This is a genomic window from Gluconobacter vitians, from assembly GCF_015244565.1.
GTDB lineage: Bacteria > Pseudomonadota > Alphaproteobacteria > Acetobacterales > Acetobacteraceae > Gluconobacter > Gluconobacter vitians.
In genome coordinates, this window is the sequence record NZ_JABCQG010000001.1 from 54,199 (window position 1) to 77,951 (window position 23,753).

A 23,753-nucleotide genomic window follows, 5' to 3' on the forward strand; every position below is an offset into this window, starting at 1 on the left:
AACCGGGAGGCCATATCCGATGCCCCAATCCGCCCCGAACGCTGATTTCCGCGACCTCTCCGCTTTCGACGCGCTCGAAGATGGGAAAATCACGCCGTTTTCCCTGGATGGGACACCGGTGGTCGTCATCCGGGACGGTGACAGCGTGCATGCCTTTGCCGGCAAATGCCCGCACAAGGAAGCGCCGCTGGAACAGGGAGCGTTCTGCCGGACGGAGAAGGGGAGCGTTCTGGTTTGCCCCTGGCACAAGGCCGTTTTCGATGCGGTGGATGGCAGTCTGGTCGAGCCTCTGGCGCTCGATCCCCTGCCGCAATATCCCGTTCAGGTTGTCGATGGCCGGGTGCTGGTCGGGCTGAGGCCGATGCAGCGTGAGGCACCGGAAAAGCGACAGGAAAACGAAAGCGTCCTGCTCCTCGGGGCAGGGGCTGCGGCTGTCAGTGCGGCGGTGACGCTTCGGGCGGAAGGATTTGCGGGCGCCATCACGATGGTCAGTGAGGAAAAAGATCTTCCCTATGACCGCACGGCCCTGAGCAAGACTGTTCTCGTCAGCGAATCCGAAAAAGCCCATGCACCGCCGGTGCGGGACGAGGAGTTCTACAGCGAACGCGGCATTACCCGTGTCCGCGGGCATGTGGCGCAGTTCGATCCGCAGACCCGCAAGGCTAAATTACAGGACGGGACGGAACTGACGGCCGATCATGTTCTGATCGCCACAGGTGCTGTCACCAGAAAGCCGGATATTCCGGGCGTGGACATGAAGGGCGTCTATACGCTGCACCGGGAAGCAGATGCCGAACGCATTGCCGCCATTCTGGACCCCAACTTGGCTGTCACGATCGTGGGTTCGGGCTTCATCGGGCTTGAGGCGGCCTCCTCCCTTCGCCAGCGCGGGGTCGGGGTGACGATCATTTCCGATACCGAAATCCCGATGGAAAAGCAGTTCGGCCGTGAAATCGGTGTCCGTCTGCGCCAGTTGCATGAAGAAAACGGCGTGGCGTTCGTCTCGGATGCGCGGGTCACGAAAATCTATGCTGATGACGGCAAGGACGGAACAGCGTCCGGCGTGGAACTGGATGACGGGACCCGCCTTCCTGCCGCGTTCGTGCTTCTGGGCGTTGGGGTCACCCCGGCTACGGACTACGTCTCAGGTCTGGAGCGCGATAAGAGCGGTGCGATTGTCGTGAATTCCCAGATGCGCGTGACCAGAGACGGCGATACGGGCGGGTATCCGGGCGTGTATGCGGCCGGGGATGCCTCCGCCGTCTTCCATGATGGCGCTCCACGGCGAATCGAGCACTGGCGCCATGCCGAGGTGCAGGGACGGATTGCGGCCCTTGCCATGATGGGACATGACACGCCCAACGTGCCGATGCCGTGGTTCTGGACCCAGCAGTTCGGCAAGAAGATCGAGCTTCTGGGCTGGGGTGAAAACTTCGATAACGTGGCGCTGGAAGGCGATATCCGCGGTTTCAAGTTTCTTGCCACCTATCTCAAGGATGGCAGCCCCATCGCACTGGCCGGGGCAGGGCATGCCGCCGATATGGCGCGGGCCGCGGTCGATTTCGATGGTTTCCTGAAGGAAAAGGCCGGAAGCGACCTCTGAAGTCGCAGAAAACTTGACATGAGAGGGCCGTCCCGGCTTCCTGCGCCCACTTATCCGCACAGGACGTTGAAGAGGCCCGACATGCATCCATACCGCACCCATGACTGTAGCGCCCTGCGCGAGGAAAACGCCGGGCAGATTGTCCGCCTTTCCGGCTGGGTGCACAGCAAGCGCGATCATGGCGGCCTGCTGTTCATCGACCTGCGCGACCATTACGGCGTGACGCAGATCGTCATTCCCGCTGGCACGGACCTGCTGGAAAAGGCCGAACGCCTGCGCGTCGAGAGCGTCATCACCGTGACCGGCAAGGTCGTGGTGCGTCATGGCTCCCAGCGCAACCCGAACCTCCCGACCGGTGACGTCGAAGTTCTGGCCGACGCCCTTGAGGTCCGCTCCAGCGCCGAAGTCCTGCCATTCCAGGTGGCGGGCAACGAGAACTATCCTGAAGACCTGCGTCTGAAGTACCGCTACATCGACCTGCGCCGCGACAAGATGCACCAGAACATCATGCTCCGCAGCAAGGTCATCACGAGCCTGCGCCAGCGCATGATCGAGCAGGGCTTTACCGAGTTCCAGACCCCGATCCTGACGGCTTCGTCCCCTGAAGGTGCGCGCGACTTCCTGGTTCCGGCCCGTCTGCATCCGGGCAAGTTCTATGCCCTGCCGCAGGCTCCGCAGCAGTTCAAGCAGCTCGCCATGGTCGCCGGGTTTGACCGCTACTTCCAGATCGCACCCTGCTTCCGTGACGAAGCCTCCCGCGCCGATCGCAGCCCGGGCGAGTTCTACCAGCTCGATTTCGAGATGTCCTTCGTCACGCAGGAAGACGTCTTCACGGTGCTCGAACCCGTCCTCGCCGGCGTGTTCAACGAGTTCACGCCCGAAGGCTGGAAGATCACGGATGGTGCATTCCCGCGTATTCCCTATGCCGACGCCATGCGTGACTACGGTTCCGACAAGCCGGACCTGCGTAATCCGCTGATCATTAAGGACGTTACGGACGCCTTCCGCGATTCCGGTTTCGGTCTGTTCGCCAAGATCGCAGCCTCCGGTGGCCAGATCCGTGCCATCCCGGCTCCGGGTGCGGGTGATCGTCCGCGTGGCTTCTTTGACAAGCTGAACAGCTGGGCCCGTGAAAACGGTGCCGGTGGTCTGGGCTACATCATCTTCGAGGAAGAGGGCGGCAAGGGCCCGATTGCCAAGAACCTTGAAGCCGATCGCGTCGAGAGCATTCGTGAAATCTGCGGCCTCAAGGCCGGTGATGCCGTGTTCTTCGCCGCAGGCAAGGGCGATGAAGTCGCCAAGTTCTCCGGCGTTGTCCGCACCAAGGTCGCAACCGAGCTGGACCTGATCGAGAAGAACGCGTTCCGTTTCTGCTGGGTCGTGGACTTCCCGATGTATGAGCTGAACGAGGAAACCGGGAAGGTCGACTTCTCGCACAACCCGTTCTCCATGCCGCAGGGTGGGCTTGAAGCGCTGAACACGCAGGATCCGCTGACGATCAACGCCTATCAGTACGACATCGTCTGCAACGGCGTGGAGCTGTCCTCGGGCGCCATCCGGAACCATCTGCCAGAGGTCATGCTGCGTGCGTTCGAGATCGCAGGCTATGGCCCAGAGGTCGTGGAAGAGCGTTTCGGCGGCATGCTGAACGCCTTCCGTTACGGTGCCCCGCCGCATGGTGGTGCAGCGCCGGGCGTGGACCGTATCGTGATGCTGCTGGCCGATGAGCCGAACATCCGCGAAGTCATTCTCTTCCCGCTCAACCAGAGCGGCGAAGATCTGATGATGGAAGCACCGGCCCCGGTCGAACCGGCCCGTCTGAAGGAGCTGCATCTGGCTCTGGACCTGCCGAAGCCCAAGCCGACAGCCAGCAAGTAAGGCTTTTTCATTCCCCTGCCAGACCGGCGTCTTCAATTCCGAAGACGCCGGTTTTTTTTGTCCGGCACTGAAACACTTCGTCATTCCTGCGTTGTGAGGGAAAGTTCTCTAGCAAGCGGGTAGACCCATCATGGCCGAAGATACGAAAAACGCCTTCCTGACAGACGTCCAGACGCTGCGTGAAAACGCGAAGAAGTCCCTGGACGACGGCGCTGTAACCCCCACCTACAAGGGCGACGTCAAGAAGACGATCGATATCCTGCAGGCCGTTGTTGCGACCGAACTGGTCTGCGTCCTGCGCTACACGATGCACGCTATCTCTGTTGAAGGCCTGACCAGCGAAAGCGTCGGCAACGAGTTCAACGAACACGCAGCTTCAGAGCGCAAGCACATGCTGGCTGCTGCAAACCGCATCGACCAGCTCGGCGGCGTGCCGAACTTCAATCCTGAAGGTCTGGCCACGCGTTCCGCGACCGAATACGGCAATGGCGGCAATCTCGTTGAGATGGTGAAGCAGGATCTGATCGCCGAGCGCGTCGTGATCGAGCATTATCAGGAACTGATCCGCTATTTCGGCGACAACGACCCCACGACCCGGATCATGCTCGAAGGCTTCCTGGCTGATGAGGAAGATCACGCCACCGACCTGCATGACCTGCTGGTCGCTCACGAAGGCAAGCCCTTCCTGAACTGACCCGGCCTGATCAGGCATCTGAAAAGGGGCGTTTCCTGCCATGGGAAACGCCCCTTTTTCATGGTCACGTCCGGAGCGATAAGATCGGAAACATAAAATCATGCACTGCCCGGATTCCGCCACAGATGCGCCGCAGCTGCGCCAATAGAATCAGGCCATCATCTTTCCGTGACAATGCGTCATGGAAAGGAGAGCATTGATGCTGAAACATCTGTCAGGGATCTTGGCTGTTTCCGCCCTGTTTGCAGGTACGATGGCGATTGCGCCGATGACGGGAACAGCCCATGCACAGTTCGTGCCCTATAGCGGCCCCTACCGCCAGCCACCCCCGCCACCTCATATCCTGCCCGAGCCCATCCCGCCGCATGGAGGCGACATGCGCTGGGTTCCGGGGCACTGGCGCTGGAGCGGAAACGGCTATCAGTGGCAGCCCGGCCATCTGACGCGAAGACCCGGCCTGCGTCACGCCTGACCAGGCGAGGGGCCGGGAAATGCTTCCGGCCCTTTTGGTCTCAGACCGTGACGAGAACCGGAACGTGATCGGAGGCCTTTTCCCTGGCCCGCTCGTCCTTGTCGATCTCAAAGGATTGCAGCCGCTCTGTCAGGCGCGGGGAGAGCAGCGCATGGTCGATCCGCAGCCCCGAGTTCCGGTGGAAAGCCGCAGCCTGATAGTCCCAGAACGTGTAATACCGGCCCGTGGGATACAGGGCCCGCAGCGCATCCGTCAGCCCCTTCCATTCCAGACGCCGGAAAGCCGCACGGCTTTCGGGACGGATCAGCGCATCATCCGGTGGGAGGCTGGTTGAGGCCAGATCTTCGGCTGTCGGGCAGACATTGAAGTCTCCGATGAATGCGAACGGCTTTTCTGCATCAAGCAGAACCCGCGCCCGGGCGGCCAGCGCGTCAAAGAAGGCAAGCTTGGTCGCGTAACCGTCCTCACCGCCGGAATTGCCGTTGGGGAGATAGAGATTGCCGATCGTGATGCCATCAAGTTCCGCCTCGATGTAGCGGGCAGACGGATGATCGAAGCCGGGCAGGGTGTGATGCGTAACCGTGAACGGCCGACGTCCGATCAGGGCTACACCATTATAGGCTTTCTGCCCCGAGGTCGCGACATGCAGTCCAGCTTCGGCGAACACGGCCGGAAACTGGCTGTCCTCGCATTTGATTTCCTGAAGGCACAGCAGGTCACATTCCGGATGACGCTCCAGCCAGTCCTGAACGTGATGAGCGCGGGCCCGGATGGAATTGATGTTCCAGCTTGCGAAAGTGAAGGGCGTGGCACTCATCGGATCAGGCCAGCGAGAAGCTGGTGCCGCAGCCACAGGACGACGCCGCATTAGGGTTCGTGACCGTGAAATGCGCACCCATCAGCTTGTCCACGAATTCCAGTTCGGCATTCTCCAGCAGGTCCAGACTGGTCGAATCAACGAATACCTTCGCCCCATCGCGCTCAATGACGACATCGTCCGCAGCCTGATCCCGTTCCAGCCGGAACTGGTACTGAAACCCGTTGCAGCCACCCGCCAGCACCGCAACGCGCAATGCAAGCCCATCCGGCTCGGGCTGGGCTGCGATGATTTCGTTAATGCGGGCGGCGGCGCTGGCGGAGATGCTGAAAGGCACGGTGTCGGACATGGGCGTGTGTTCCCGAAATCTGAAAAGGCGGCTGGACCCTGCTGGACCCAGCAAGACGGCTGCGGTCCTGATTATATGGTCAGAGCGGCGCCAAGGGCAAAGGCCGCGTGGTTGCACGCGCGCCGGGCTGGCGTAGAATGAAACCGTGATCCGGCCGGAAACGGCGCTCTACCGGCCATAAGGCTTCGGGGCAGGGTTCACAGCCAGACGGCTCACACACAGGACATGTCTTGATGGTAGCGATCTACGCGGTACAGGACTCCGGCTCCCGGGGACGGCTCTATCCTGAAGTGGAAAGCCCCGTCCGCTCCCCCTGGCAACGGGACCGTGACCGTGTGCTGCACTCGGCCGGGTTCCGCACCCTGCAATACAAGACGCAGGTCTTCATCAACCACGAAGGCGATTTCTTCCGCACGCGTCTGACGCATTCGCTCGAAGTCGCGCAGATTGCCCGCTCCATTGCCCGCAGTCTGGACCTGAACGAGGACCTGACGGAAACCGTCTCGCTGGCCCATGATCTCGGTCACACGCCGTTCGGCCATGCCGGTGAGGACGCACTCGCGCTCGCCATGAAGGACTGGGGCTGCTTCGACCATAACACCCAGTCCCTGCGTCTCGTGACAGCGCTTGAAGCCCGCTACCACGCCTTCGATGGTCTGAACCTGACCTGGGAAGCGCTGGAAGGGCTGGCCAAGCATAACGGTCCCGTCAAACGCCCCACACCCTATTTTGTGGAATACGACGCAAAGCACCATCTGGACCTGCAAAGCCATGCTTCGGCCGAAGCGCAGGTTGCCGCCATGTCGGATGATATCGCCTATCACGGGCATGATCTCGATGACGGTCTGCGCGCCGGGTTGCTGTCCTTCGAGGACATTGAGGACCTGCCGCTGGTCGGTGAAGCCCTGCGCCGCTCGCGCGACATGGAGCGTCAGATCGGGCGCGAGGCGTCCGATCAGGCCCAGCGCGTGCGTCACGAAACCATCCGTGTCGTCATCAACCAGCTCGCGACCGACCTGACGAACCAGACGCGCCGGAACCTTGAGGCGCTTAACCCGCAATCCGCCGATGACATCCGCCATGCCGGATATCCGGTCGTGGCGTTCAGTCCGGAAATGCGCGAGGCCAACAAGGCCATCCGCAAGTTCCTCTATGCCCGCATGTACCGGCACTGGCGCGTCAATCGCATGGCGCGGAAGGCCAAGATCGCGGTCCGGGAAATCTTCGATATCCTGTCCGAAGATCCCGGCCTTCTGCCCGATCCGCTGCGCGGGCGTGCCAAAGCCGCCGATGACGTGCAGCGCAGACGTCTGGTGGCCGATTATATTGCCGGAATGACCGATCGTTTCGCGATGGAAGAACATCGACGGTTGACGGACCTCTCCGTGCTAGGCTGATAGAGCCTCTGATCTGACGACGCGTTACAGGAATCGAGCTGAAATGGCCGCTGACACCACGACCCTTACGACTGACTGTCTCTTTGCCCGCACCCGGGTTCAGGTGTGCGACGCTCTGCGATCGGTCGTCCCCGGCCTGCCGGAAGAGGTGGTGCAGCGCGTCGATCTGACCCCCACGCGTGACCCGTTCCACGGTGACATGGCGACGAACGCCGCCATGCTTGCCGCCAAGCCCGCGCGTCGCAAACCCGCCGAAATCGCCGCCGAACTGGTCGAGAAGCTCTCCGCCCTGCCGGAAGTCGCCAAGGCTGAAGCCGCAGGCCCGGGCTTCGTGAACCTGACGCTCAAGCCTGAAGTCCTGCAGGGCGTGGCCGTCTCGATCCTCAAGGCTGGCGACCGCTACGGTCGCTCCACGATGGGGCAGGGGACGCGCGTGAACGTGGAATACGTCTCCGCCAATCCGACCGGCCCGATGCATGTCGGGCATTGCCGCGGTGCGGTCGTCGGTGATGCGCTGGCCAACCTGCTCGAAGCGGCTGGCAACACCGTCACGCGCGAATATTACATCAATGATGCCGGAACACAGGTTGTCGCCCTGACCTGGGCCACATACTGGCGCTATCTTCAGGTTATCGGCCCGGAGATTTCCGCTGACGATTTCAGCCCGCTGACGCCGAACGGCCTGCAATATCAGGGCGAGTACCTGATCCCTGTCGCTCAGAGCATCGCTGACAAGCACGGCCGCACACTCGCCAATGCCGAAGGTGGCCCGGCCGATCCGTCCGTCTGGTTCGAGACGGTGCGTCGTGAAGCCCTGACGCAGATGATGGCCGCCATCCGCGAAGATCTGGAAGCGCTGGGCATCTCGCACGAAGTCTTCGCCAGCGAAGCCGAAACGCTGGCCAGCGGTCGCGTGGATGCCGCGATCGCAAAGCTCGACAGCAAGGGCCTGCTCTATGAGGGCGTGCTCGAGCCGCCCAAGGGCAAGATGCCGGAAGACTGGGAAGCCCGCCCGCAGACGCTCTTCCGCTCCACCGAGTTCGGCGACGATCAGGACCGCGCGCTCCGCAAGTCCGACGGCACCAACACCTATTTCGCGAACGACATCGGCTACCACGCCCAGAAGGCCGAAAACGCCGATGTTCTGATCGACGTCCTCGGTGCCGATCACGGCGGGTACGTCTCCCGCATGCGCGCTGCCATTTCCGCCCTGACGGATGGCAAGACTGGCTTTGAAGTCGTGATGTGCCAGATCGTCCGCGTCGTGAAGAACGGTGAGCCCGTTCGCATGTCCAAGCGCGCCGGCACGTTCGTCACCCTGCGCGACCTGCTGGACGAAGTGGGCCGTGACGCCGTGCGCTTTACGATGCTGACCCGCAAGGCCGATGCGCAGATGGAGTTCGATCTGGACGCTGTGGTCGCCCAGACGCGCGATAATCCCGTATTCTACGTCCAATACGCCCATGCCCGCTGCCGCTCGGTCCTGCGGTCCGCCGAGACGATGTTTGGCGCGGATGATGTAACACCGGAAGCCCTGTGCAGCGCCGATCTGTCCAACCTGTCTTCAGATGTGGAACTGGCCGTCCTGCGCCGTCTGGCCGCGTTCCCGCGCAGTGTCGAAGCCGCCGCTACGGCTCGTGAGCCGCACCGGATCGCGACCTATTGCATTGATCTGGCCTCCGACTTCCATGCCCTGTGGAACCGGGGCCGTGAAGATACCACCCTGCGCTTCCTGCATGAGAACGACCGCGCCACCAGCCTCGCCAAGCTGGCGCTGGTTTCGGCTATTGCTGGAACGCTGCGCTGTGCCCTCACCATTCTCGGCGTCGTGCCGGTAGAGGAAATGCGATGACCCCGGAAAACGATCAGGACCGCAACCGCCCCGATCCGGGCGATTACGCCCGTAGCCCGAAACAGCCAGCGGGTCCGGCTCCGGGAGCGCGTCCGCAGGCGCGTTTCGACCGCGAGCGCCTGAGCAATGATTATGACGATGAACCCCCGCCGCGTCGCCGCCCGGCAGCCGCTGGCGGTGCGTCCGGGGCAGGGCGTCTGACGTCCGTGCTGGGCAATGATCCCGCCACGCGCAAGCTGGTTGGTGGTGCGGTTGGTATCGGCGTTGTGCTGCTACTGGCTGTCGGCGGTTGGTCGCTCATGGGCAGCCATCAGGGCGGCATTCCCATCATTGGTCCGCCGCCGGGACCCGTGAAGGACCGTCCGGCTGATCCGGGCGGGATGCAGATCATGGGCGGCGATGACGGCGATACCGATATGACCGGCAACGGCGAGGCACATCTTGCTCCGGGTCCGGAGCAGCCGGATACGAAGGCACTGGCCCGCCAGTACGGCGTCCCGCCGGGAACGCCCGCGTCGGAAACACCGAAGACCGATGTCCCCAAGGCAGATGGTGCAGCACCGGATAACGCGCCGGCGACCCAGACGCCTGCCATCCCGCCGGAAGCCGCCGCGCCTGCCGATACGGGACAGATGTCTCCGGGCACCGCGCTGCCTGCCACGGTTCCGGAAAAGCCGCAGGATCAGGCCGCCGCCCCTGCCGAGGCCCCGAAGGCTGCACCGCCCAAGGAAGCGCCGAAAAAGGAAGAAGCGCCTGTTCATCATGCCGCGCGACCGGCCGAGAAGCCGCTGCCCGCGCCGGTTCCGGAGCCTGAGAATGTCGGACCTCCGAAAGCCGCCACTCCGGCTGCGGAGAAGGCCGAAGCATCGGGTGGTTCGCATGAAGTCCAGCTCGGCGCGCTCGACAGTGAAGCCGCTGCCCGCAAGGAATGGGACAGCCTGCGCCATCAGGCTCCGGCCCTGTTCGCAGGCCATACGCCGCTGTTCGAAAAAACCACGCGTGGGGACCATACCTTCGTGCGTCTGCGGATCGGTGGCTTTGCGGATCTTAAATCCGCACGGGCCTATTGCGTGAAGCTGCACGCGCAATCCGTCGCCTGTACGCCGGCCCAGTTCTGAGAGCTGGCGTTTGAGCGAGACACTTCATCTGACGCTTGACGGGTTCGAGGGGCCGCTGGACCTGCTCCTCGATCTGGCCCGCAAGCAGAAGGTGGATCTGGCGAAAATCTCCATTCTGCAACTGGTGGAGCAGTATCTGGCCGTGGTGGAAAAGGCCCGTGCGGAAGCGCGGAGCCTGCGGTTGGAGCTGGCGGCAGACTGGCTGGTCATGGCGGCCTGGCTCGCCTGGCTGAAATCCAAGCTGCTCCTGCCAGCCGAAAACGAAGATCCGGACGCCGAAGACGCGATCGAGCTGCTTCAGGAACGTCTGATCGAACTCGAACGGATGCGTGCGGCCGCTCAATGGCTGGCTGAACAGCCCCGTCTGGGGCTGGACGTGTTCCGGCGGGGACAGGGGGAAGACCATACCGAAATTGACCGCTCCGGTCTGCGCGTGGACATGCCCGCGCTGATCACGGCCTATCTTTCAGCCCGACGCAGGACCGGACGCAGGCGTGTCTATGCGCCACGCGCCCGCCGTTACTGGAGCGTGCAGGATGCGCTGTCCCGCCTCAAGCGCCTGCTCGGGACAAACCATGTTGTCGGCTGGCAGACCCTGACCTCTCTTCTGCCCGACCCGGATGAACTGGACGGCGAGGAGGGGCCTTACGGGCGCAATGCCGCTCTCGCAGGCACGCTTCTGGCGGGGCTGGAACTGGCCAAGGGCGGTGCGCTTGAACTGCGTCAGCCCGAGGCATTCGGGGAAATCGAATGGCGGGCGGCCACGCCCTCATGACGGATCCTGTAATGCTCGACCGGGCCTGCCTTCTCGTGGAGGCACTCGTTTTCGCCAGCCCTGAGCCCGTAAAGCCTGCGGCCATTGCCGAGCTTCTAACTGCACAATCCATTCCCGTGCCCGTCGAAGAGGCGCTTGCAGCCGTGCAGACGCGCTACGCCGATCATGCCGTGGAAATGGTGCTGGTCGCAGGCGGCTGGCAGTTCCGCACCCGTCCGGAATTTGCCTCCGCCCTGACGAAAGTCGTGGAAAAGCCCCGCCGTCTCAGCCGCGGTGCGATGGAAACACTGGCCATCATCGCCTATCACCAGCCCTGCACCCGTGCGGAAATCGAGGCGATCCGTGGTGTCTCGCTCGGACAGGCCATTCTCGATGCCCTTCTGGAAGACAACCTGATCGCCCCTAAAGGCCGCAAGGAAGTTCCCGGTCGTCCCGTATTGTGGGGCACCACAGCGAATTTTCTGGAAAGTTTCGGCCTGCCGGATCTCGGAGGGTTGCCGCGCAGGGAGGATTTCCTGCTGGATCGTGCCCCTACGGAAGCAGAAGACGGTGCATCTGCCGTAGGCGGAATGGAGCAGACAGGCTAGGAATGACGCATGTTTGACTTCAGCTTCTCGGAAATCGCGCTGTTCGTGATGGTGGCGATGGTCTTCATCCGCCCGAAGGACCTGCCGGTTGCCATCCGCACCCTGTCGAACGGGCTGAAGGCGATGCGGCGCATGGCGGCTGAATTCCAGTCCCATGTGGACGAGATGGTCCGTGAAGCCGATCTCTCCGAAGCGCGCGACCAGTTCCGGGACCTGAAGAATTTCAACCTGCGCGACCGTGTCACGAAGGCCATCGACGGCGACAATTCCATCCGCCGCAGTCTGGAACTCGATACGCCCGCAAAAGCGTCTGCTGCCGATCTTCCGAAAGTTCCGCCGGCACCACCGCTTCCCCCGCCGCCCCTGACTGATCTGGAAACGGTGCCCTACAATGCCCGTCCGCAGTTCGAACCGGCCGTGGATCTGCCTGTCGAACCGGAACCCGAGCCCAACGACGATGTCGTGGATGCTCCTTCCATTCTGCCCCCTAGCACGGCAAGACGGCTTCTGCACGAGCGTTCCCGCTGGCGGGCGCCTGACATCCTGCCGCCTGTCCGTGCCATCCATGCCGGTCGGCGCGTTCCCATTGCGAGCGGAAAGGACGGCGAATGACCGATACCGACAGCATCAACGACACGCCGATGCCGCTCCTCGAGCACCTCGTGGAGCTGCGCAAGCGGCTGATCTGGTCCATCGTGACCTTCGTGATCGCGTTTGCCATCTGCTACCATTATTCGGGCGAGATCTACCGGTTTCTGGCGGCCCCGCTCGGCAACATCATGCGCAAGAACGGGGAGCAGCCGCACCTGATTTATACCGCGCTGTATGAGGCCTTCTTCACCTATATCCGCGTGGGCGTTTTCGGTGCGACCTGCCTTTCGTTTCCCATGATCGCCATCCAGGCCTGGATCTTCATCGCGCCGGGCCTGTATCGCAGCGAGAAACGTGCCTTCGCGCCGTTCCTGATCGCAACGCCCATCATGTTTCTGATCGGCGCGGCACTCGCCTATTACGTGGTGTTCCCTTACGCGTGGCAGTTCTTCCTGTCGTTCCAGACACCGCAGAGCACCAATGGCGGCATGCAGATCGAATTGCAGGCCAAGGTCTCGGAATATCTAACGCTGGTCACAAAAATGATCCTGGCGTTCGGAGTCTGTTTTGAGCTGCCCGTCGTGCTGACCCTGCTGGTACGTGTCGGCCTGCTGAGCGTGGCCCAGCTCAAGCGTTTCCGCCGTTATGCTGTCGTTGCGTCCTTCGCCGTGGCCGCCGTGATCGCTCCTCCCGATGCGATTACGATGCTGAGCCTCGCCATTCCCCTCGTCGCCCTGTACGAGGTATCCATCCTCACGGCCCGGTTCGTCGAACCGAAACCCATGGCCGCTGATGAAGACTGATGACCAGACCTGCCGGAGCCCTGAACCATGCATGACCTGAAAGCCCTGCGCGCCGACCCGGCCGCTTTTGACGCTGCTCTCGCACGTCGGGGCCTGTCACCCGTGGGACAGCAGCTTGTCAGGGACGATGAAGAACGCCGCGCGGCACTGGCCGCGCTTCAGGAAGCACAGGGTGCCCGTAAGGCACTGGCCAAGGAAATCGGCCTGCTCAAACGCCAGAAGCTCGATACCGCCGAGATCGAGGCAAAGGCCGTAGCCCTGCGCGATCAGATCGCCGGTCTGGAAGAGCGTGCCAACACGATCCAGACCCGCATCGACGATGTGCTGAAATCCCTGCCGAACCGTCTCGATGCCTCCGTGCCGGATGGAAAGAGCGAGGACGAAAACGTCGTCGTCCATGTCTGTGGCGAGAAGCGTGAATTCGCTTTCGAGGCAAAGCAGCATTTCGAACTCGGCGAAGCTCTGGGGCTGATGGATTTCCCGACCGCCGCCAAGCTGTCCGGCACGCGCTTCGTCGTCCTGCGCGGCGCACTCGCCCGTCTGGAACGTGCGCTCGGCCAGTTCATGCTCGACACCCACACGACCGAGTTCGGCTACAGCGAAACCAGCGTGCCGCTTCTGGTCAATGACGACGCGATGTACGGCACGGACAAGCTGCCCAAATTCGCCGAGGATTCGTTCCGCACCGAAGATGGTCGCTGGCTGATCCCGACCGCCGAAGTCCCGCTGACGGCCTCCGTCATGGGCGATATTCTGCCTGCCGATGCCCTGCCGATCCGCATGACCGCGCTGTCCCAGTGTTTCCGTTCCGAAGCCGGCTCGGCCGGACGCGACGTGCGCGGGATGCTGCGTCAGCATCAGTTCACGAAGTGCGAACTGGTCTCCGTCGTAAACCCCGAAGACAGCGATGCCGAGCACGAGCGCATGACGCAGGCTGCCGAGACGGTTCTGGAGCGTCTGGGCATCACCTTCCGCAGGATGCTGCTTTGTGCGGGCGATACGGGCTTTGGTGCAGCCAAGACGTTCGATCTGGAAGCCTGGCTTCCGGGGCAGAAGGCCTGGCGCGAAATTTCTTCGTGCTCGAATACGCGCGATTTTCAGGCACGCCGCATGAATGCGCGCTATCGTGCCGAGAATGGACCGGCCTTCGTCAACACACTCAACGGTTCCGGTCTCGCTGTCGGTCGGACGATGATCGCTGTTATGGAAACATATCAGAACGAAGACGGCAGCATCGATATCCCCGAGGTTCTGCGTCCTTACATGGGCGGGCTGAACCGCATCGGCTGAGGAATGCAAGGCATGATCACGATCCGCCGTTTCGCCCTGGCCCTGCTAGCCGCAGGCTCCGTTCTCGCTTCATGCCCCGCCGAGGCGGACAGCATGCAGACACTGCACGGTCAGGCCATGTACCGTGAGCGCATGGCCCTGCCTCCGGGTGCTGTCCTTAGTGTCTGGATCGAAGATACGGGTGCGACGCATGGAGCCCCGCTGGTCATGGCCGAGCAGCGCGAAGACATTCATCGTGGCGTTCCGATTCCCTATACGCTGACCTATCCGGTACTGCCGCCGGGCGGCCATTACGTGCTGAATGCAGAAATTACGGTCGAGGGTCGCCGGATCTTTGCGACCCCGGATGGCGGCATGCCTCTTGATCATCCCCAGCTCCTGCTCCGACATGTCGCAGGTACCCCCGTCAGTGCACCTTATGGCGCATGGCGGATCCAGAGCGTGGGCGATTTGCGTTTTGACAGCACGGCGGATGCGCCGGGTCTGACGCTGCAACAGGACGGTACCGTTTACGGGACGGATGGCTGCAACCGCCTGATGGGACATTTCAGGCTGGAAGGGCAGACGCTCCGTTTCCTGCCATTTGCCATGACCCGCAAGGCGTGCCTGCCGGCCCTCATGACGCAGGAACGGCAGATTGGTGCGTTCCTGCCAACCGTGACATCATGGTCCCGTGACGGCGAAAACCATCTCGTGCTGCACGCAGGTGCATCATCCGGCACGATGGTACTCGTGCCCCAGGACGCTCAGTAGTCACATCAGAGCCAATTTCTAAAAAACTTTTAGTTTTGCACGTCTTTTTTCAAAGGGGCGGGGGGTATCATGCCTCTTTCCCTGAAATGGCAAACAGGACTAAAATGATCCTGCTATCGCTATCGTTTGAATAGAGTGATCAGACAGGACCTCTCCCGCCCCAGATGGGAGAACTCTGACCGGCAGAGAGTTTTGTTGCATGGCGTGGCGCGCCACTGTTAGCAGGCCGGAGGCTTACTGATGAAAACGACGATCCGGCTCGGGCTGGGACAAAAATGGACTTCCCCGCCAGTCGCGGGAGAGGATTCCGGTGAAGTAAGGGAAATCATCACCCTGGGGGCAGGCAGGGTTGGTTTCAGAAGAGAGGGCCAGTCACTTGCGCCGACGCATGTTTCCGAAGTGGCGTTCATGGCATGGATCAGAGAGACGGAGGCCAGATTGACCAGAAATGCCATTCCCCCCGCGCAACTTTCCCCCGGGCTTGAACTCGGACGCCGTATCCGGCTTCTTCGGGAAATGGCAGGGCTGAGCCAGCAGCAGCTGGCCGAGAAGGTCGGCATTTCGCGCTCCGCCGTGGCCTTCTGGGAAACGGGTCGCTCGGGCCATGTCGGCAAGCATCTGGGAAGTCTCGCGCAGGTGCTGGGTGTCGAGCCCGAAGTCCTGCTGACCGGGATGGCCTACAAGGCTATTCAGGAAACGCTCACGCCTGACGAAAACACGATGCTCATACTCTACAGACAGCTCGATCCGCTCATCAAGCTTCAGGCCCAGAAGTGGATCGAACGGCGTGTCCGTCACAAGGCTGACGAAGCAAAAACACCCGATCAGCCCAAAAGCGCCTGAAATCCGGGCCTGTCTTTTATCAGGCCCGGAACTCCGTCAGGACGGACGCCGACGATTGCTCCCCGGACGCTTTCCACCTTTTGCAGGGTAGGTCTTGCCTCCGGGTTTTTTTGGCCCCGAAAAGGATGGTCTGCCTGCCGATCTGTCCGGCCCGCCGCGACCGGAACGGCCGCCGATGCGCTGCTGCTTCTGGCTCTCGCGCATCCGGCTCTGCGTCCGCAGGACCTGTTCAATCCAGTCATTGAGAATGGACGTGTTGATTTCCGCATCCTGACGCGCCGGATAGGCGTCCGGGAACCGCAGCGCCAGCCACCGCCAGGCCACCAGCCGCTTGTGCCGCTTCTCGGCACGCTCCAGCTCTTCGCGCCCTGCCTGTTCCGGATGCGGCAGACGCCCCGTACCCGGCGGCGGTACCGACCGTCCAGCCGCATGATCGGCCGCCCACTGGACCAGCCGCTGGATGCCATTGTCCCGCTCGTCAATCGGGCACATGGCGTAGGTCCAGCGTGTCGAAAGATCGAGGTTTTCCACGCCTTCGAGAGCCGCCGCAATTTCCAGCGCCTGCTCCATGTCGGCCAGACGGTAATTCGGATCATCCGCCCGTAGAACGGCGTGTTTGATACGGGTCAGGACACCATAGAGACTGTCGCTGTCGATCTCTTCGGCCACAGCTCGGACAATGTCCGAATCCGGCTGCACGAGGGGGCGCAGTTCCTTGATCTCTTCGGGCGGGGCGCTTAGCATTTTCCGGACAAAGGTAGGGCTGCCGGCGCCGGCAAGCACGCAGACCAGCCCGCTTTCATGTTTGCCGTAACGCCCGGCGCGACCGCCGATCTGCTTGACCTCCTGCGAGACCAGATCGCGCGTCTGGCGGCCGTCGAACTTACGCAGCGCACTGAACACGACACGGCGGATGGAGAGGTTCAGTCCCATGCCGATGGCGTCCGTCGCAATGAGAATATCGGCCTCCCCACTGTTGAAGCGGGCGGCTTCGGCACGGCGGACTTCCGGGCTCAGGGCTCCGTAAACCACGGCAACACGACGCCCGCGCGCCATAAGCTCGGCCCGCAGATCCAGCACTTCACGGCGGGAGAAGGCGATGACGGCATCGCTGGGTTTGAGTTCATCCAGATGCAGCGTCTCACCCGCCTTGAGCGGGCTTTTGCGTTCGAGATGGATTTCGTCCACCGGGTCGTCGCAAAGCTCGGCAATACGCTTGACCAGCGGGATACAGTCCGGCGCGCCGAGGATGAAAACATGCCGGGCCGGGACACCCATGATCGCTGCCGTCCAGGCGGCACCGCGGTCCGGATCTGCCAGCATCTGCGCTTCGTCGATAATCGCAACGTCCACCGGGTTATGGAACGGGCACATCTCGACCGTCGCCGCCAGATGGCGTGCCCCCGGCATTTCGATCCGCTCTTCACCCGTAGACAGCGATGCCGGAACGCCGCGTGAGAGCAGGGACTCGCGGAATTCGTGGGCCAGAAGGCGCAACGGTGCGAGCGCGAGGCCGCTCTCGGCATTCGCCAGCGCATTGAGCGCGGTATAGGATTTGCCGGAGTTCGTCGGCCCCGTCACCAAGGTGATGCGGCGTTTCAGGGCACGCGCCGTGCGGAAATGCCCGGCGAACCGGTCCAGCGCGGCCACGCGGGCAATCGCGGCATTGCCAGCCTTGTTGCCCAGATCCAGAACTTCCGGCCGGTCCTTGGTTCCGCTGCGCCATTGCGGCAGGAAAGTCCGGAGCCGCTTGAGTTCTGCAGGATCGAAGAAGAACAGTTCGATCCCGTCCGGCCGTGTTTCGCGGCGGGCAATGGGAATCCGGTTTTCGGCGATCCAGCGCAGGGCCTCGCGGCGCGAGCAGTGCAGGACATTCGGCAGTTCGTCGAAGCTGACCAGCCCTTCTTCCCACTGACGCAGACGCTCAAGCTCACGCGCCCTGCGTTCTTCCGCACGGGCCTGGATATCGGCCTGTTCGCGGGCACGGCGTTCTTCAGCAATCCGCAGATCGTCCTCGAAGCCGAGATCGACGCTGCCGAAAGCGGCTGCGATGCTCTGGGAGAGTTTTTCAAGCTGGCCGCTCGACAGGATCACACCGGTATCGGCGAGATCGGCGCGGACATCTTCCAGCACAGCACGCGGGGAGTCGCCCATTTCCTGCCAGCGCGCCATCAGGACATCGTCGAGCGTCCGGCGCAGGGCTGGCATGTCGGCACGCGGATCATGGATGCGGGCCGCGGCTTCCTGCGTATCCGGCTTGCCGACCCAGACCTCGCCGGCCCTGCGGCACACATTCATGAGCTGGGAGGCCCAGGTCTTGCGGCGTACGACGCACAGAGCCTCGATCAGTCCGTCATGGGAAAGGGTCGCCTCCGGCCCTTCAAGTCTGCGCGCAACCTGCCGCAGCAGGGCAGGGCGCTCGCGCGGCGTGATGTCGAGCGGGGTCCCGAATTCGGCCTCAGCCCGCTGAAGGGCGCGTTCGGCCGGGGAAAAAGAGTCGGAAAGAGTGGCGTCCGGCATGGAGTCGTCTGTCATAAGAGTCTTGTGCGTCATTCCGGCATGCGCTTCAACGCGCATGGGTTTCCCGAGCGGCAACGATTGGGCTAAAAGACCCGACCATTATCAGGTCCGTGACCTGTTATCCGTTCCGAACCGGAGACAGAACCAGACATGTCCACCCCGACTTTTGCCGCCCCGACTCCGACCATCGACGAGCCCCTGACCGGCCTGGTGCCGTTCGAAGGCCATCCGAAGCAGTACCGCCTTGCTGAACCGAGCAAGGAATACGCCCATCTGTATCCGGCGAAGGTGCTGACGGTCCATCACTGGACGGACCGCCTGTTCAGCTTCACCACGACGCGTGATCCCGGCCTGCGTTTCGAGAACGGCCAGTTCGCGATGATCGGCATCGAGGTCGAAGGCAAGCCGCTTCTGCGCGCCTATTCGATCGCCTCCGCCAACTATGAAGACCACATGGAGTTCCTCTCCATCGCGGTTCCCGATGGTCCGCTGACCTCGCGTCTGCGCCATGTGAAGGTGGGCGATACGGTCCTGATCGGCCGCAAGCCGGTTGGCACGCTGTTGCTCGACAATCTCAAGCCGGGCCGCAACCTGTATTTCCTGTCCACGGGTACGGGGCTGGCGCCGTTCATGAGCCTCATCAAGGATCCCGAGGCCTATGAGCGCTATGAGAACGTGATCCTCAGCCACACCGTCCGTATCTCGGGCGAACTGGCCTATGAGAACCACATCCGCCACGAACTGCCGGAGCACGAGTTCCTAGGCGAGTTCGTCAAGGACAAGCTGCGCTACTACCCGGCTGTGACCCGCGAAGACTATGCCGTGACCGATCGCATTACCAAGCTGATCGAGACGGGCAAGATTTTCGAGGATCTGGGCATCGACAAGCTCGATCCCGAGCATGACCGCGTCATGATCTGCGGTTCGCCGGAAATGCTGGCCGACACCGAAGCCCTTCTCGAGCGTATGGGTTTCGTGGAAGGCAATATGAGCCATCAGGGTTCGTATGTCGTTGAAAAGGCCTTTGCCGAGCGCTGAGGTCTCAAAGGCACGAAAGGCCGGGATGATGCAGGATTTTGATCTGTTCGTTATTGGTGCCGGTTCGGGCGGCGTGCGCTGTGCGCGCATTGCCGCCCAGAACGGAGCGCGCGTCGCGATTGCGGAGCGCCGACACTGGGGCGGAACCTGCGTCAATCTCGGCTGCGTGCCCAAGAAACTGATGGTCTATGCGGCTGATTATGGCCGCGAGATCGCTGACGCCCCGTCCTATGGCTGGGACGTCAAACCGGTTGCTCATGACTGGTCCACGCTGATCAGCGCCAAGGACCGCGAGATCGAGCGCCTGAACCGCATCTATGTCTCGATGCTGGAAAAGGCCGGGGTCACGCTGTTTACGGGCGATGCCAGTTTCGTGGACGCCCATACGGTCGAAATCGGCCCGTCCGAACTGGCGCCGGATGCGTCCGTCCAGCGTGTCCGGGCGAAGAACATCGTCATCGCCACCGGCTCCACGCCCACGCGCCTAAACATTCCCGGCGCCGAACATGCGATCGTCTCGGACGATGCCTTCCATCTGGCTGACCGCCCCGAGCGCGTTGCTGTGATCGGCAGCGGCTATATCGGTATCGAGTTTGCCGGGATCTTTGCGGGACTGGGTTCGAAGGTGGATCTGGTTTTCCGCCAGCAGCTTCCCCTGCGCGGCTTTGATCATGAAATGCGCGCCCATCTGTCCGAACTGCTGCCGCTGAACGGCATCAAGGCGCATCCCGGCCGTTCCCCGGAGCGGATTGAGAAGGTTGCGGACGGTTATCGTCTGCATCTTGAAGGCGGTGATGTCATTGAGACGGACTGCGTGTTCATGGCGACGGGCCGTCACCCCAATCTGGCACCGCTCAAACTCGAGAACGCTGGTGTCGCGACATGGAGCGGCCGTATTCCCGCAACGGCGGAAGATGCCAGCACCAATGTTCCGGGCATCTACGCCATTGGCGATGTGACGGACACCTACAACCTTACCCCCACGGCCATTGCCGAAGGGCATCTTCTGGCCGAGCGTCTGTTCGGGGAAACCGGCCGCGACTGGTCCTTCGCAACGACGCCCAAGGCCGTGTTTTTCTCCCAGCCGCTCGCCACGGTCGGCCTGACCGAAGAAGAGGCTGCCCAGAGCCATGATCTGGACATTTACACATCCAGCTTCACGCCGATGCGCCAGACGCTTTCGGGCCGCAAGGGCAAGACCCTGATGAAGCTGGTTGTGGATGCAAAGAGCAAGGTTGTGCTCGGTGCGCACATGATCGGTCCCGATGCGCCCGAGATCATTCAGGGCCTTGCCATTGCGATCACGGCAAAGCTGACCAAGCGGGATTTCGATCGCACGATCGGCCTGCACCCCACCAGTGCGGAAGAGTTCGTGACTATGCGGAGCCTCACACGTCACGTCCCCCGAAAAGCAGGCTGAACCCTATGGCGGCGCGTAACGGTCTTACGGGGGCTCCGCAGTCGGGCCGCCACATATTTTCTGAGGGGCAATACCGGGCATGAAGTTTGGCTGGCTGTTTGCCCCGTCGATTACCTCCGTCATGTTTGCCCTCCGCACCACGATCGCAGCGCTTCTGGCGCTGGCGATCGCGCTGTGGATGGAGCTTGGTGAGCCGCAATGGGCTGCCATGACCGTCTGGATCGTCGCCCAGAATTCCCGCGGCGAAAGTATTTCCAAGGGGCGCTGGCGTCTGGTCGGAACGGTGGTCGGCATGGTGGCCGCCATCGCGCTCATGGCAGCGTTTCCACAATATCCCTGGCTGTTTCTGCCGGCACTTGCCCTCTGGGTCGGGCTGTGTGCCGGTCTTGCGACGCTGACGCATAATTTCCGCGGCTACGCCCTCGTGCTGGCCGGCTATACCTGCACCATCATCGCGCTGGGTGCGGTCAAGGAACCCGATCACGTCTTCAACGTGGCGATGGCCCGCGGCACCTATATTTTTCTTGGTGTGATCTGTGAGACGGCCATGGGCATGATTGCCCTGCCCAATGTCGCAGGCCGTGCGCGTGAGGAACTGCGCAAACGACTTCAGGCGATTCTGACCCGTGCCATTCCAGCCCTGACGGACGTTCTGCGTCAAAAGAGGGGGGCGACGGACGACCTCTCGACCCTTCTGGGCTCGCTTCAGGCCTCCAGCGACCAGATCGAATTCAGCCGCATCGAGATCCGCAGTGAAGGCAATGAGGTCGAGCACGCCTATGTCACGCTCGGTCTGGTTGCGCGTGTCCTGTCTCGCGGACTGGGCCTGCGCACGCGCATGACGGCCGTGACGCATCAGCCCGAAGCCCTGCGGCCCTTCCTTGAAGACATGGCCAGTGCCCTGGATGGAATGCCGGAGCGTCTGGTGACCGACCGTCGCGGCATCGCGGCACTGGTTCAGGCCGAGGCTCTTCTGGCCGAATGCCGGGGCCGGATGCAGACCATCCTGCCGCGTGACGACGAAGACTCCCTGAATGAAGGGATCATCCTGACCGGCGTGGAAGTCATGCTGTCGGATCTGTGCGAAACGCTGCGCTCCTATCGCGCCAGCGTGGATGGCGCGCCGGTCTCCGAACGCCATCGTCTGACCCACAATCCCGACTGGCGCGCCTCCATGCGTAACGGCGTGCGCACGACCGCGGCCCTGCTGTTCGGGGCTTATGTCTGGGAGGTCACGGCCTGGCCACAGGGCAGCGTGTTCCTGACATTCATCGCCGTGGTCTGCGCACGTTTCGCGACCTTCGAGAACTCCGTCCTGCTGAGTGCTGCGTTTTTTTACGGCGCTGTCTGGGCTGCCGTGGCGAGCGTTATTCCGGTCTTCATCGTCATGCCGGTGACAGCCAATTATCCGTTTTTCTGTCTGGTTGCCGGGTTCTTCATGATGCTGGGCGGCCTGGCGTCCCGCAATCCGTCCACAGCCGTCATGGCTGCGTCTTACGGCACGTTCTTTCCGTTCCTGCTCGGCATGGACAACCAGGGGCGCATCAACGAGATCGGCTGGTTCAACACCACGATCGCCCTGCTGCTGGGGCTTGGCGCCGGTGTGATCATCTTCCGGGCCGTCCTGCCATTTACGCCAGCACGCGCCGGCGAAGTTCTGCGGTACCAGCTCAAGCGCAGTCTGCGCCGGCTGGCGCTGCCGGGTGTGGTCATGGACGAATATGTCTGGATCAATGAGGGCACGCAGAGCATGGAGCGCGCCGTGCGATTTGCCGGTTCGCTTTCCAGCGAGCGTGCGGAAGCAATGCTGCGCGGCACGCTCTCGGTTCTGACCGTTGGGCGAAACGTGCTGATGCTGCGAAAGCTCGCCCAGCATGGAAGCCTGCCGGATACGGCGGTTGCGGCGGTTGACGGAATGGTGCGGAACCTGCTGCGTCGCAAGCTGCCGCTCACGCACACCTCCGCCACGATCGACCCCACACTGGACGAGCTCTACGCTCTGGAGCGGCAGTCGCAGGATCCGTCCATCCGCCATGATCTGGTTCTGGCAATCGGATCCCTGCTGATCGTGCGCACCGAAATGCCGGTCAGCAGGGCTTTCCTCAAGGGCGCATTCTGACGTCCCTCAGGGTGTAGCGAGGAACCGCAGCAGGTCCTCGTTCACCCGCTCGGCATGGGTCATGAACAGCCCGTGCGGCGCGCCTTCATAGGAAATCCAGGTGGAGCCCGGTATGGCTGCCGCGGCCTTCTGGCCCGCAATATCGGCGGGAACGGCAGAGTCGCCTGTGCCGTGGATCACCAGCGTCGGGACGGTGAAGGCCTGCAGGTCCGGGCGAAAGTCCGTTGTGCCCCAGGCATCCACACAGTCCAGCGTCGCCATCGGGCTTGCCATGCAGGCCAGAATAAACGTCCAATCCAGCACACCCTGACTGACGGGGTGATGGATCATGCTGACGCCGTAGAAATCAGGAATGAAGTCCTTCAGGAAGCCGAAGCGGTCCTGGCGGATCTTCTGCTTGATCCCGTCAAAGACGGAAATATCGACGCCCTTGGGATTATCGGCTGTCTTGAGCAGGAAGGGGACAACCGACGACAGCAGCACAGTCTTGGAAATACGTGACCGGCCATGGCGGCTCAGATAGCGGGCAATTTCACCGCCACCCATGGAGAAGCCGACCAGCGTTGCATCCCACAGATCAAGCTGTTCGAGAATGGCGGCCAGATCATCGGCCAGCGTATCGTAATCATAGCAGTTGATCGGATGGCCGGACTGGCCGAACCCGCGGCGGTCATAGGTGATGACGCGGTAACCCGCCTCGACCAGCGCCAGCGTCTGCTTTTCCCACATGTCCCCGGTGAGGGGCCATCCATGGATCAGGACGACGGGCTTGCCGGCCCCCATGTCCTTGACGTGAAGGCTCGTTCCATCAGTAGCGGTGATATACGGCATGGT

General features: G+C 62.4%; 21 protein-coding genes. 17 read left to right on the forward strand and 4 right to left on the reverse strand.

All coding sequences use genetic code 11. From position 1 onward, the window contains the following. Positions 1–19 precede the first annotated feature (19 nt). The 4 genes from HKD24_RS00315 (at position 20) to HKD24_RS00330 (ending at position 4,647) form a co-directional block, all read left to right on the forward strand. On the forward strand, positions 20–1,603 hold the full coding sequence (locus tag HKD24_RS00315) for an FAD-dependent oxidoreductase (RefSeq protein WP_194258509.1): 1,584 nt from the start codon (positions 20–22) through the stop codon (positions 1,601–1,603). An 81-nt stretch (positions 1,604–1,684) separates the two neighbouring features. Continuing rightward, positions 1,685–3,481: an aspartate--tRNA ligase gene (gene aspS / locus HKD24_RS00320; RefSeq protein ID WP_194258510.1), complete on the forward strand. Its 1,797-nt coding sequence runs from the start codon at positions 1,685–1,687 to the stop codon at positions 3,479–3,481. 130 nt (positions 3,482–3,611) lie between these two features. After that, complete coding sequence (locus HKD24_RS00325; RefSeq protein ID WP_062502168.1) at positions 3,612–4,175, forward strand: ferritin-like domain-containing protein; 564 nt, start codon at positions 3,612–3,614, stop codon at positions 4,173–4,175. 199 nt (positions 4,176–4,374) lie between these two features. Continuing rightward, on the forward strand, positions 4,375–4,647 hold the full coding sequence (locus HKD24_RS00330) for a YXWGXW repeat-containing protein (RefSeq protein WP_194258511.1): 273 nt from the start codon (positions 4,375–4,377) through the stop codon (positions 4,645–4,647). A 40-nt stretch (positions 4,648–4,687) separates the two neighbouring features. On the opposite strand, the gene xth is transcribed toward HKD24_RS00330, so the two are convergent. Continuing rightward, entirely contained in the window at positions 4,688–5,464 is a 777-nt protein-coding gene (xth, locus tag HKD24_RS00335; RefSeq protein ID WP_194258512.1) for an exodeoxyribonuclease III, read from the reverse strand. A 4-nt stretch (positions 5,465–5,468) separates the two neighbouring features. After that, positions 5,469–5,813 (reverse strand): HesB/IscA family protein, encoded by a 345-nt coding sequence (locus tag HKD24_RS00340; RefSeq protein WP_062502170.1) that lies wholly within the window; start codon positions 5,811–5,813, stop codon positions 5,469–5,471. 233 nt (positions 5,814–6,046) lie between these two features. Between HKD24_RS00340 and HKD24_RS00345 the strand changes: the two genes are divergently transcribed. The 10 genes from HKD24_RS00345 (at position 6,047) to HKD24_RS00390 (ending at position 15,822) form a co-directional block, all read left to right on the forward strand. Beyond that, positions 6,047–7,210 (forward strand): deoxyguanosinetriphosphate triphosphohydrolase, encoded by a 1,164-nt coding sequence (locus HKD24_RS00345; RefSeq protein ID WP_194258513.1) that lies wholly within the window; start codon positions 6,047–6,049, stop codon positions 7,208–7,210. A 43-nt stretch (positions 7,211–7,253) separates the two neighbouring features. Beyond that, positions 7,254–9,062, forward strand: a complete 1,809-nt coding sequence (gene argS, locus HKD24_RS00350) for an arginine--tRNA ligase (protein ID WP_194258514.1) — start codon at positions 7,254–7,256, stop codon at positions 9,060–9,062. Next, positions 9,059–10,180 carry an SPOR domain-containing protein gene (locus HKD24_RS00355; RefSeq protein ID WP_194258515.1) on the forward strand — a complete coding sequence of 374 codons (1,122 nt, stop codon included), beginning with the start codon at positions 9,059–9,061 and terminating at the stop codon, positions 10,178–10,180. The genes argS and HKD24_RS00355 overlap by 4 nt, the downstream gene beginning before the upstream one ends. Positions 10,181–10,190: 10 nt before the next feature. Then, on the forward strand, positions 10,191–10,955 hold the full coding sequence (locus HKD24_RS00360) for a segregation and condensation protein A (RefSeq protein WP_194258516.1): 765 nt from the start codon (positions 10,191–10,193) through the stop codon (positions 10,953–10,955). Further along, a complete protein-coding gene (gene scpB / locus HKD24_RS00365; RefSeq protein ID WP_194258517.1) occupies positions 10,952–11,542 on the forward strand; it encodes an SMC-Scp complex subunit ScpB in 591 nt (196 codons plus the stop codon). The genes HKD24_RS00360 and scpB overlap by 4 nt, the downstream gene beginning before the upstream one ends. A 9-nt stretch (positions 11,543–11,551) precedes the next feature. Beyond that, complete coding sequence (locus HKD24_RS00370) at positions 11,552–12,154, forward strand: twin-arginine translocase subunit TatB (RefSeq protein ID WP_153430638.1); 603 nt, start codon at positions 11,552–11,554, stop codon at positions 12,152–12,154. Beyond that, a complete protein-coding gene (gene tatC / locus HKD24_RS00375; protein WP_194258518.1) occupies positions 12,151–12,936 on the forward strand; it encodes a twin-arginine translocase subunit TatC in 786 nt (261 codons plus the stop codon). The genes HKD24_RS00370 and tatC overlap by 4 nt, the downstream gene beginning before the upstream one ends. A gap of 27 nt (positions 12,937–12,963) precedes the next feature. Beyond that, the gene (gene serS, locus HKD24_RS00380) at positions 12,964–14,226 is read left to right on the forward strand and encodes a serine--tRNA ligase (protein WP_194258519.1); all 1,263 of its coding nucleotides are present in this window, start codon (positions 12,964–12,966) and stop codon (positions 14,224–14,226) included. A 12-nt stretch (positions 14,227–14,238) separates the two neighbouring features. Next, complete coding sequence (locus tag HKD24_RS00385; RefSeq protein ID WP_194258520.1) at positions 14,239–14,979, forward strand: META domain-containing protein; 741 nt, start codon at positions 14,239–14,241, stop codon at positions 14,977–14,979. A 240-nt stretch (positions 14,980–15,219) separates the two neighbouring features. Then, a complete protein-coding gene (locus HKD24_RS00390) occupies positions 15,220–15,822 on the forward strand; it encodes a helix-turn-helix domain-containing protein (protein ID WP_228124066.1) in 603 nt (200 codons plus the stop codon). Between the two features lie 36 nt (positions 15,823–15,858). Here HKD24_RS00390 and HKD24_RS00395 read toward each other — a convergent pair whose 3' ends face one another. Beyond that, complete coding sequence (locus HKD24_RS00395; protein WP_194258705.1) at positions 15,859–18,357, reverse strand: helicase-related protein; 2,499 nt, start codon at positions 18,355–18,357, stop codon at positions 15,859–15,861. Positions 18,358–18,492: 135 nt separating this feature from the next. Here HKD24_RS00395 and HKD24_RS00400 point away from each other — a divergent pair, with 135 nt between their 5' ends. The 3 genes from HKD24_RS00400 to HKD24_RS00410 all read left to right on the forward strand — a co-directional run bounded on the left by HKD24_RS00400 (position 18,493) and on the right by HKD24_RS00410 (position 22,919). After that, positions 18,493–19,380 (forward strand): ferredoxin--NADP reductase, encoded by an 888-nt coding sequence (locus tag HKD24_RS00400; protein WP_062456300.1) that lies wholly within the window; start codon positions 18,493–18,495, stop codon positions 19,378–19,380. Positions 19,381–19,405: 25 nt separating this feature from the next. Beyond that, complete coding sequence (gene gorA, locus HKD24_RS00405) at positions 19,406–20,800, forward strand: glutathione-disulfide reductase (RefSeq protein WP_194258521.1); 1,395 nt, start codon at positions 19,406–19,408, stop codon at positions 20,798–20,800. A 79-nt stretch (positions 20,801–20,879) separates the two neighbouring features. Then, on the forward strand, positions 20,880–22,919 hold the full coding sequence (locus tag HKD24_RS00410) for an FUSC family protein (RefSeq protein ID WP_194258522.1): 2,040 nt from the start codon (positions 20,880–20,882) through the stop codon (positions 22,917–22,919). 6 nt (positions 22,920–22,925) lie between these two features. Here HKD24_RS00410 and HKD24_RS00415 read toward each other — a convergent pair whose 3' ends face one another. Beyond that, entirely contained in the window at positions 22,926–23,750 is an 825-nt protein-coding gene (locus HKD24_RS00415; RefSeq protein WP_194258523.1) for an alpha/beta fold hydrolase, read from the reverse strand. Positions 23,751–23,753: the final 3 nt, after the last annotated feature.

What these genes read in the sequence shown, in the direction of transcription:
- HKD24_RS00315 (WP_194258509.1), top strand. Translation starts at nt 20, where the DNA reads ATGCCCCAATCCGCCCCGAACGCTGATTTCCGCGACCTCTCCGCTTTC.
- aspS (WP_194258510.1), top strand. Translation starts at nt 1,685, where the DNA reads ATGCATCCATACCGCACCCATGACTGTAGCGCCCTGCGCGAGGAAAAC.
- HKD24_RS00325 (WP_062502168.1), top strand. Translation starts at nt 3,612, where the DNA reads ATGGCCGAAGATACGAAAAACGCCTTCCTGACAGACGTCCAGACGCTG.
- HKD24_RS00330 (WP_194258511.1), top strand. Translation starts at nt 4,375, where the DNA reads ATGCTGAAACATCTGTCAGGGATCTTGGCTGTTTCCGCCCTGTTTGCA.
- xth (WP_194258512.1), bottom strand. Translation starts at nt 5,464, where the DNA reads ATGAGTGCCACGCCCTTCACTTTCGCAAGCTGGAACATCAATTCCATC.
- HKD24_RS00340 (WP_062502170.1), bottom strand. Translation starts at nt 5,813, where the DNA reads ATGTCCGACACCGTGCCTTTCAGCATCTCCGCCAGCGCCGCCGCCCGC.
- HKD24_RS00345 (WP_194258513.1), top strand. Translation starts at nt 6,047, where the DNA reads ATGGTAGCGATCTACGCGGTACAGGACTCCGGCTCCCGGGGACGGCTC.
- argS (WP_194258514.1), top strand. Translation starts at nt 7,254, where the DNA reads ATGGCCGCTGACACCACGACCCTTACGACTGACTGTCTCTTTGCCCGC.
- HKD24_RS00355 (WP_194258515.1), top strand. Translation starts at nt 9,059, where the DNA reads ATGACCCCGGAAAACGATCAGGACCGCAACCGCCCCGATCCGGGCGAT.
- scpB (WP_194258517.1), top strand. Translation starts at nt 10,952, where the DNA reads ATGACGGATCCTGTAATGCTCGACCGGGCCTGCCTTCTCGTGGAGGCA.
- HKD24_RS00370 (WP_153430638.1), top strand. Translation starts at nt 11,552, where the DNA reads ATGTTTGACTTCAGCTTCTCGGAAATCGCGCTGTTCGTGATGGTGGCG.
- tatC (WP_194258518.1), top strand. Translation starts at nt 12,151, where the DNA reads ATGACCGATACCGACAGCATCAACGACACGCCGATGCCGCTCCTCGAG.
- serS (WP_194258519.1), top strand. Translation starts at nt 12,964, where the DNA reads ATGCATGACCTGAAAGCCCTGCGCGCCGACCCGGCCGCTTTTGACGCT.
- HKD24_RS00385 (WP_194258520.1), top strand. Translation starts at nt 14,239, where the DNA reads ATGATCACGATCCGCCGTTTCGCCCTGGCCCTGCTAGCCGCAGGCTCC.
- HKD24_RS00390 (WP_228124066.1), top strand. Translation starts at nt 15,220, where the DNA reads ATGAAAACGACGATCCGGCTCGGGCTGGGACAAAAATGGACTTCCCCG.
- HKD24_RS00395 (WP_194258705.1), bottom strand. Translation starts at nt 18,357, where the DNA reads ATGACAGACGACTCCATGCCGGACGCCACTCTTTCCGACTCTTTTTCC.
- HKD24_RS00400 (WP_062456300.1), top strand. Translation starts at nt 18,493, where the DNA reads ATGTCCACCCCGACTTTTGCCGCCCCGACTCCGACCATCGACGAGCCC.
- gorA (WP_194258521.1), top strand. Translation starts at nt 19,406, where the DNA reads ATGATGCAGGATTTTGATCTGTTCGTTATTGGTGCCGGTTCGGGCGGC.
- HKD24_RS00410 (WP_194258522.1), top strand. Translation starts at nt 20,880, where the DNA reads ATGAAGTTTGGCTGGCTGTTTGCCCCGTCGATTACCTCCGTCATGTTT.
- HKD24_RS00415 (WP_194258523.1), bottom strand. Translation starts at nt 23,750, where the DNA reads ATGCCGTATATCACCGCTACTGATGGAACGAGCCTTCACGTCAAGGAC.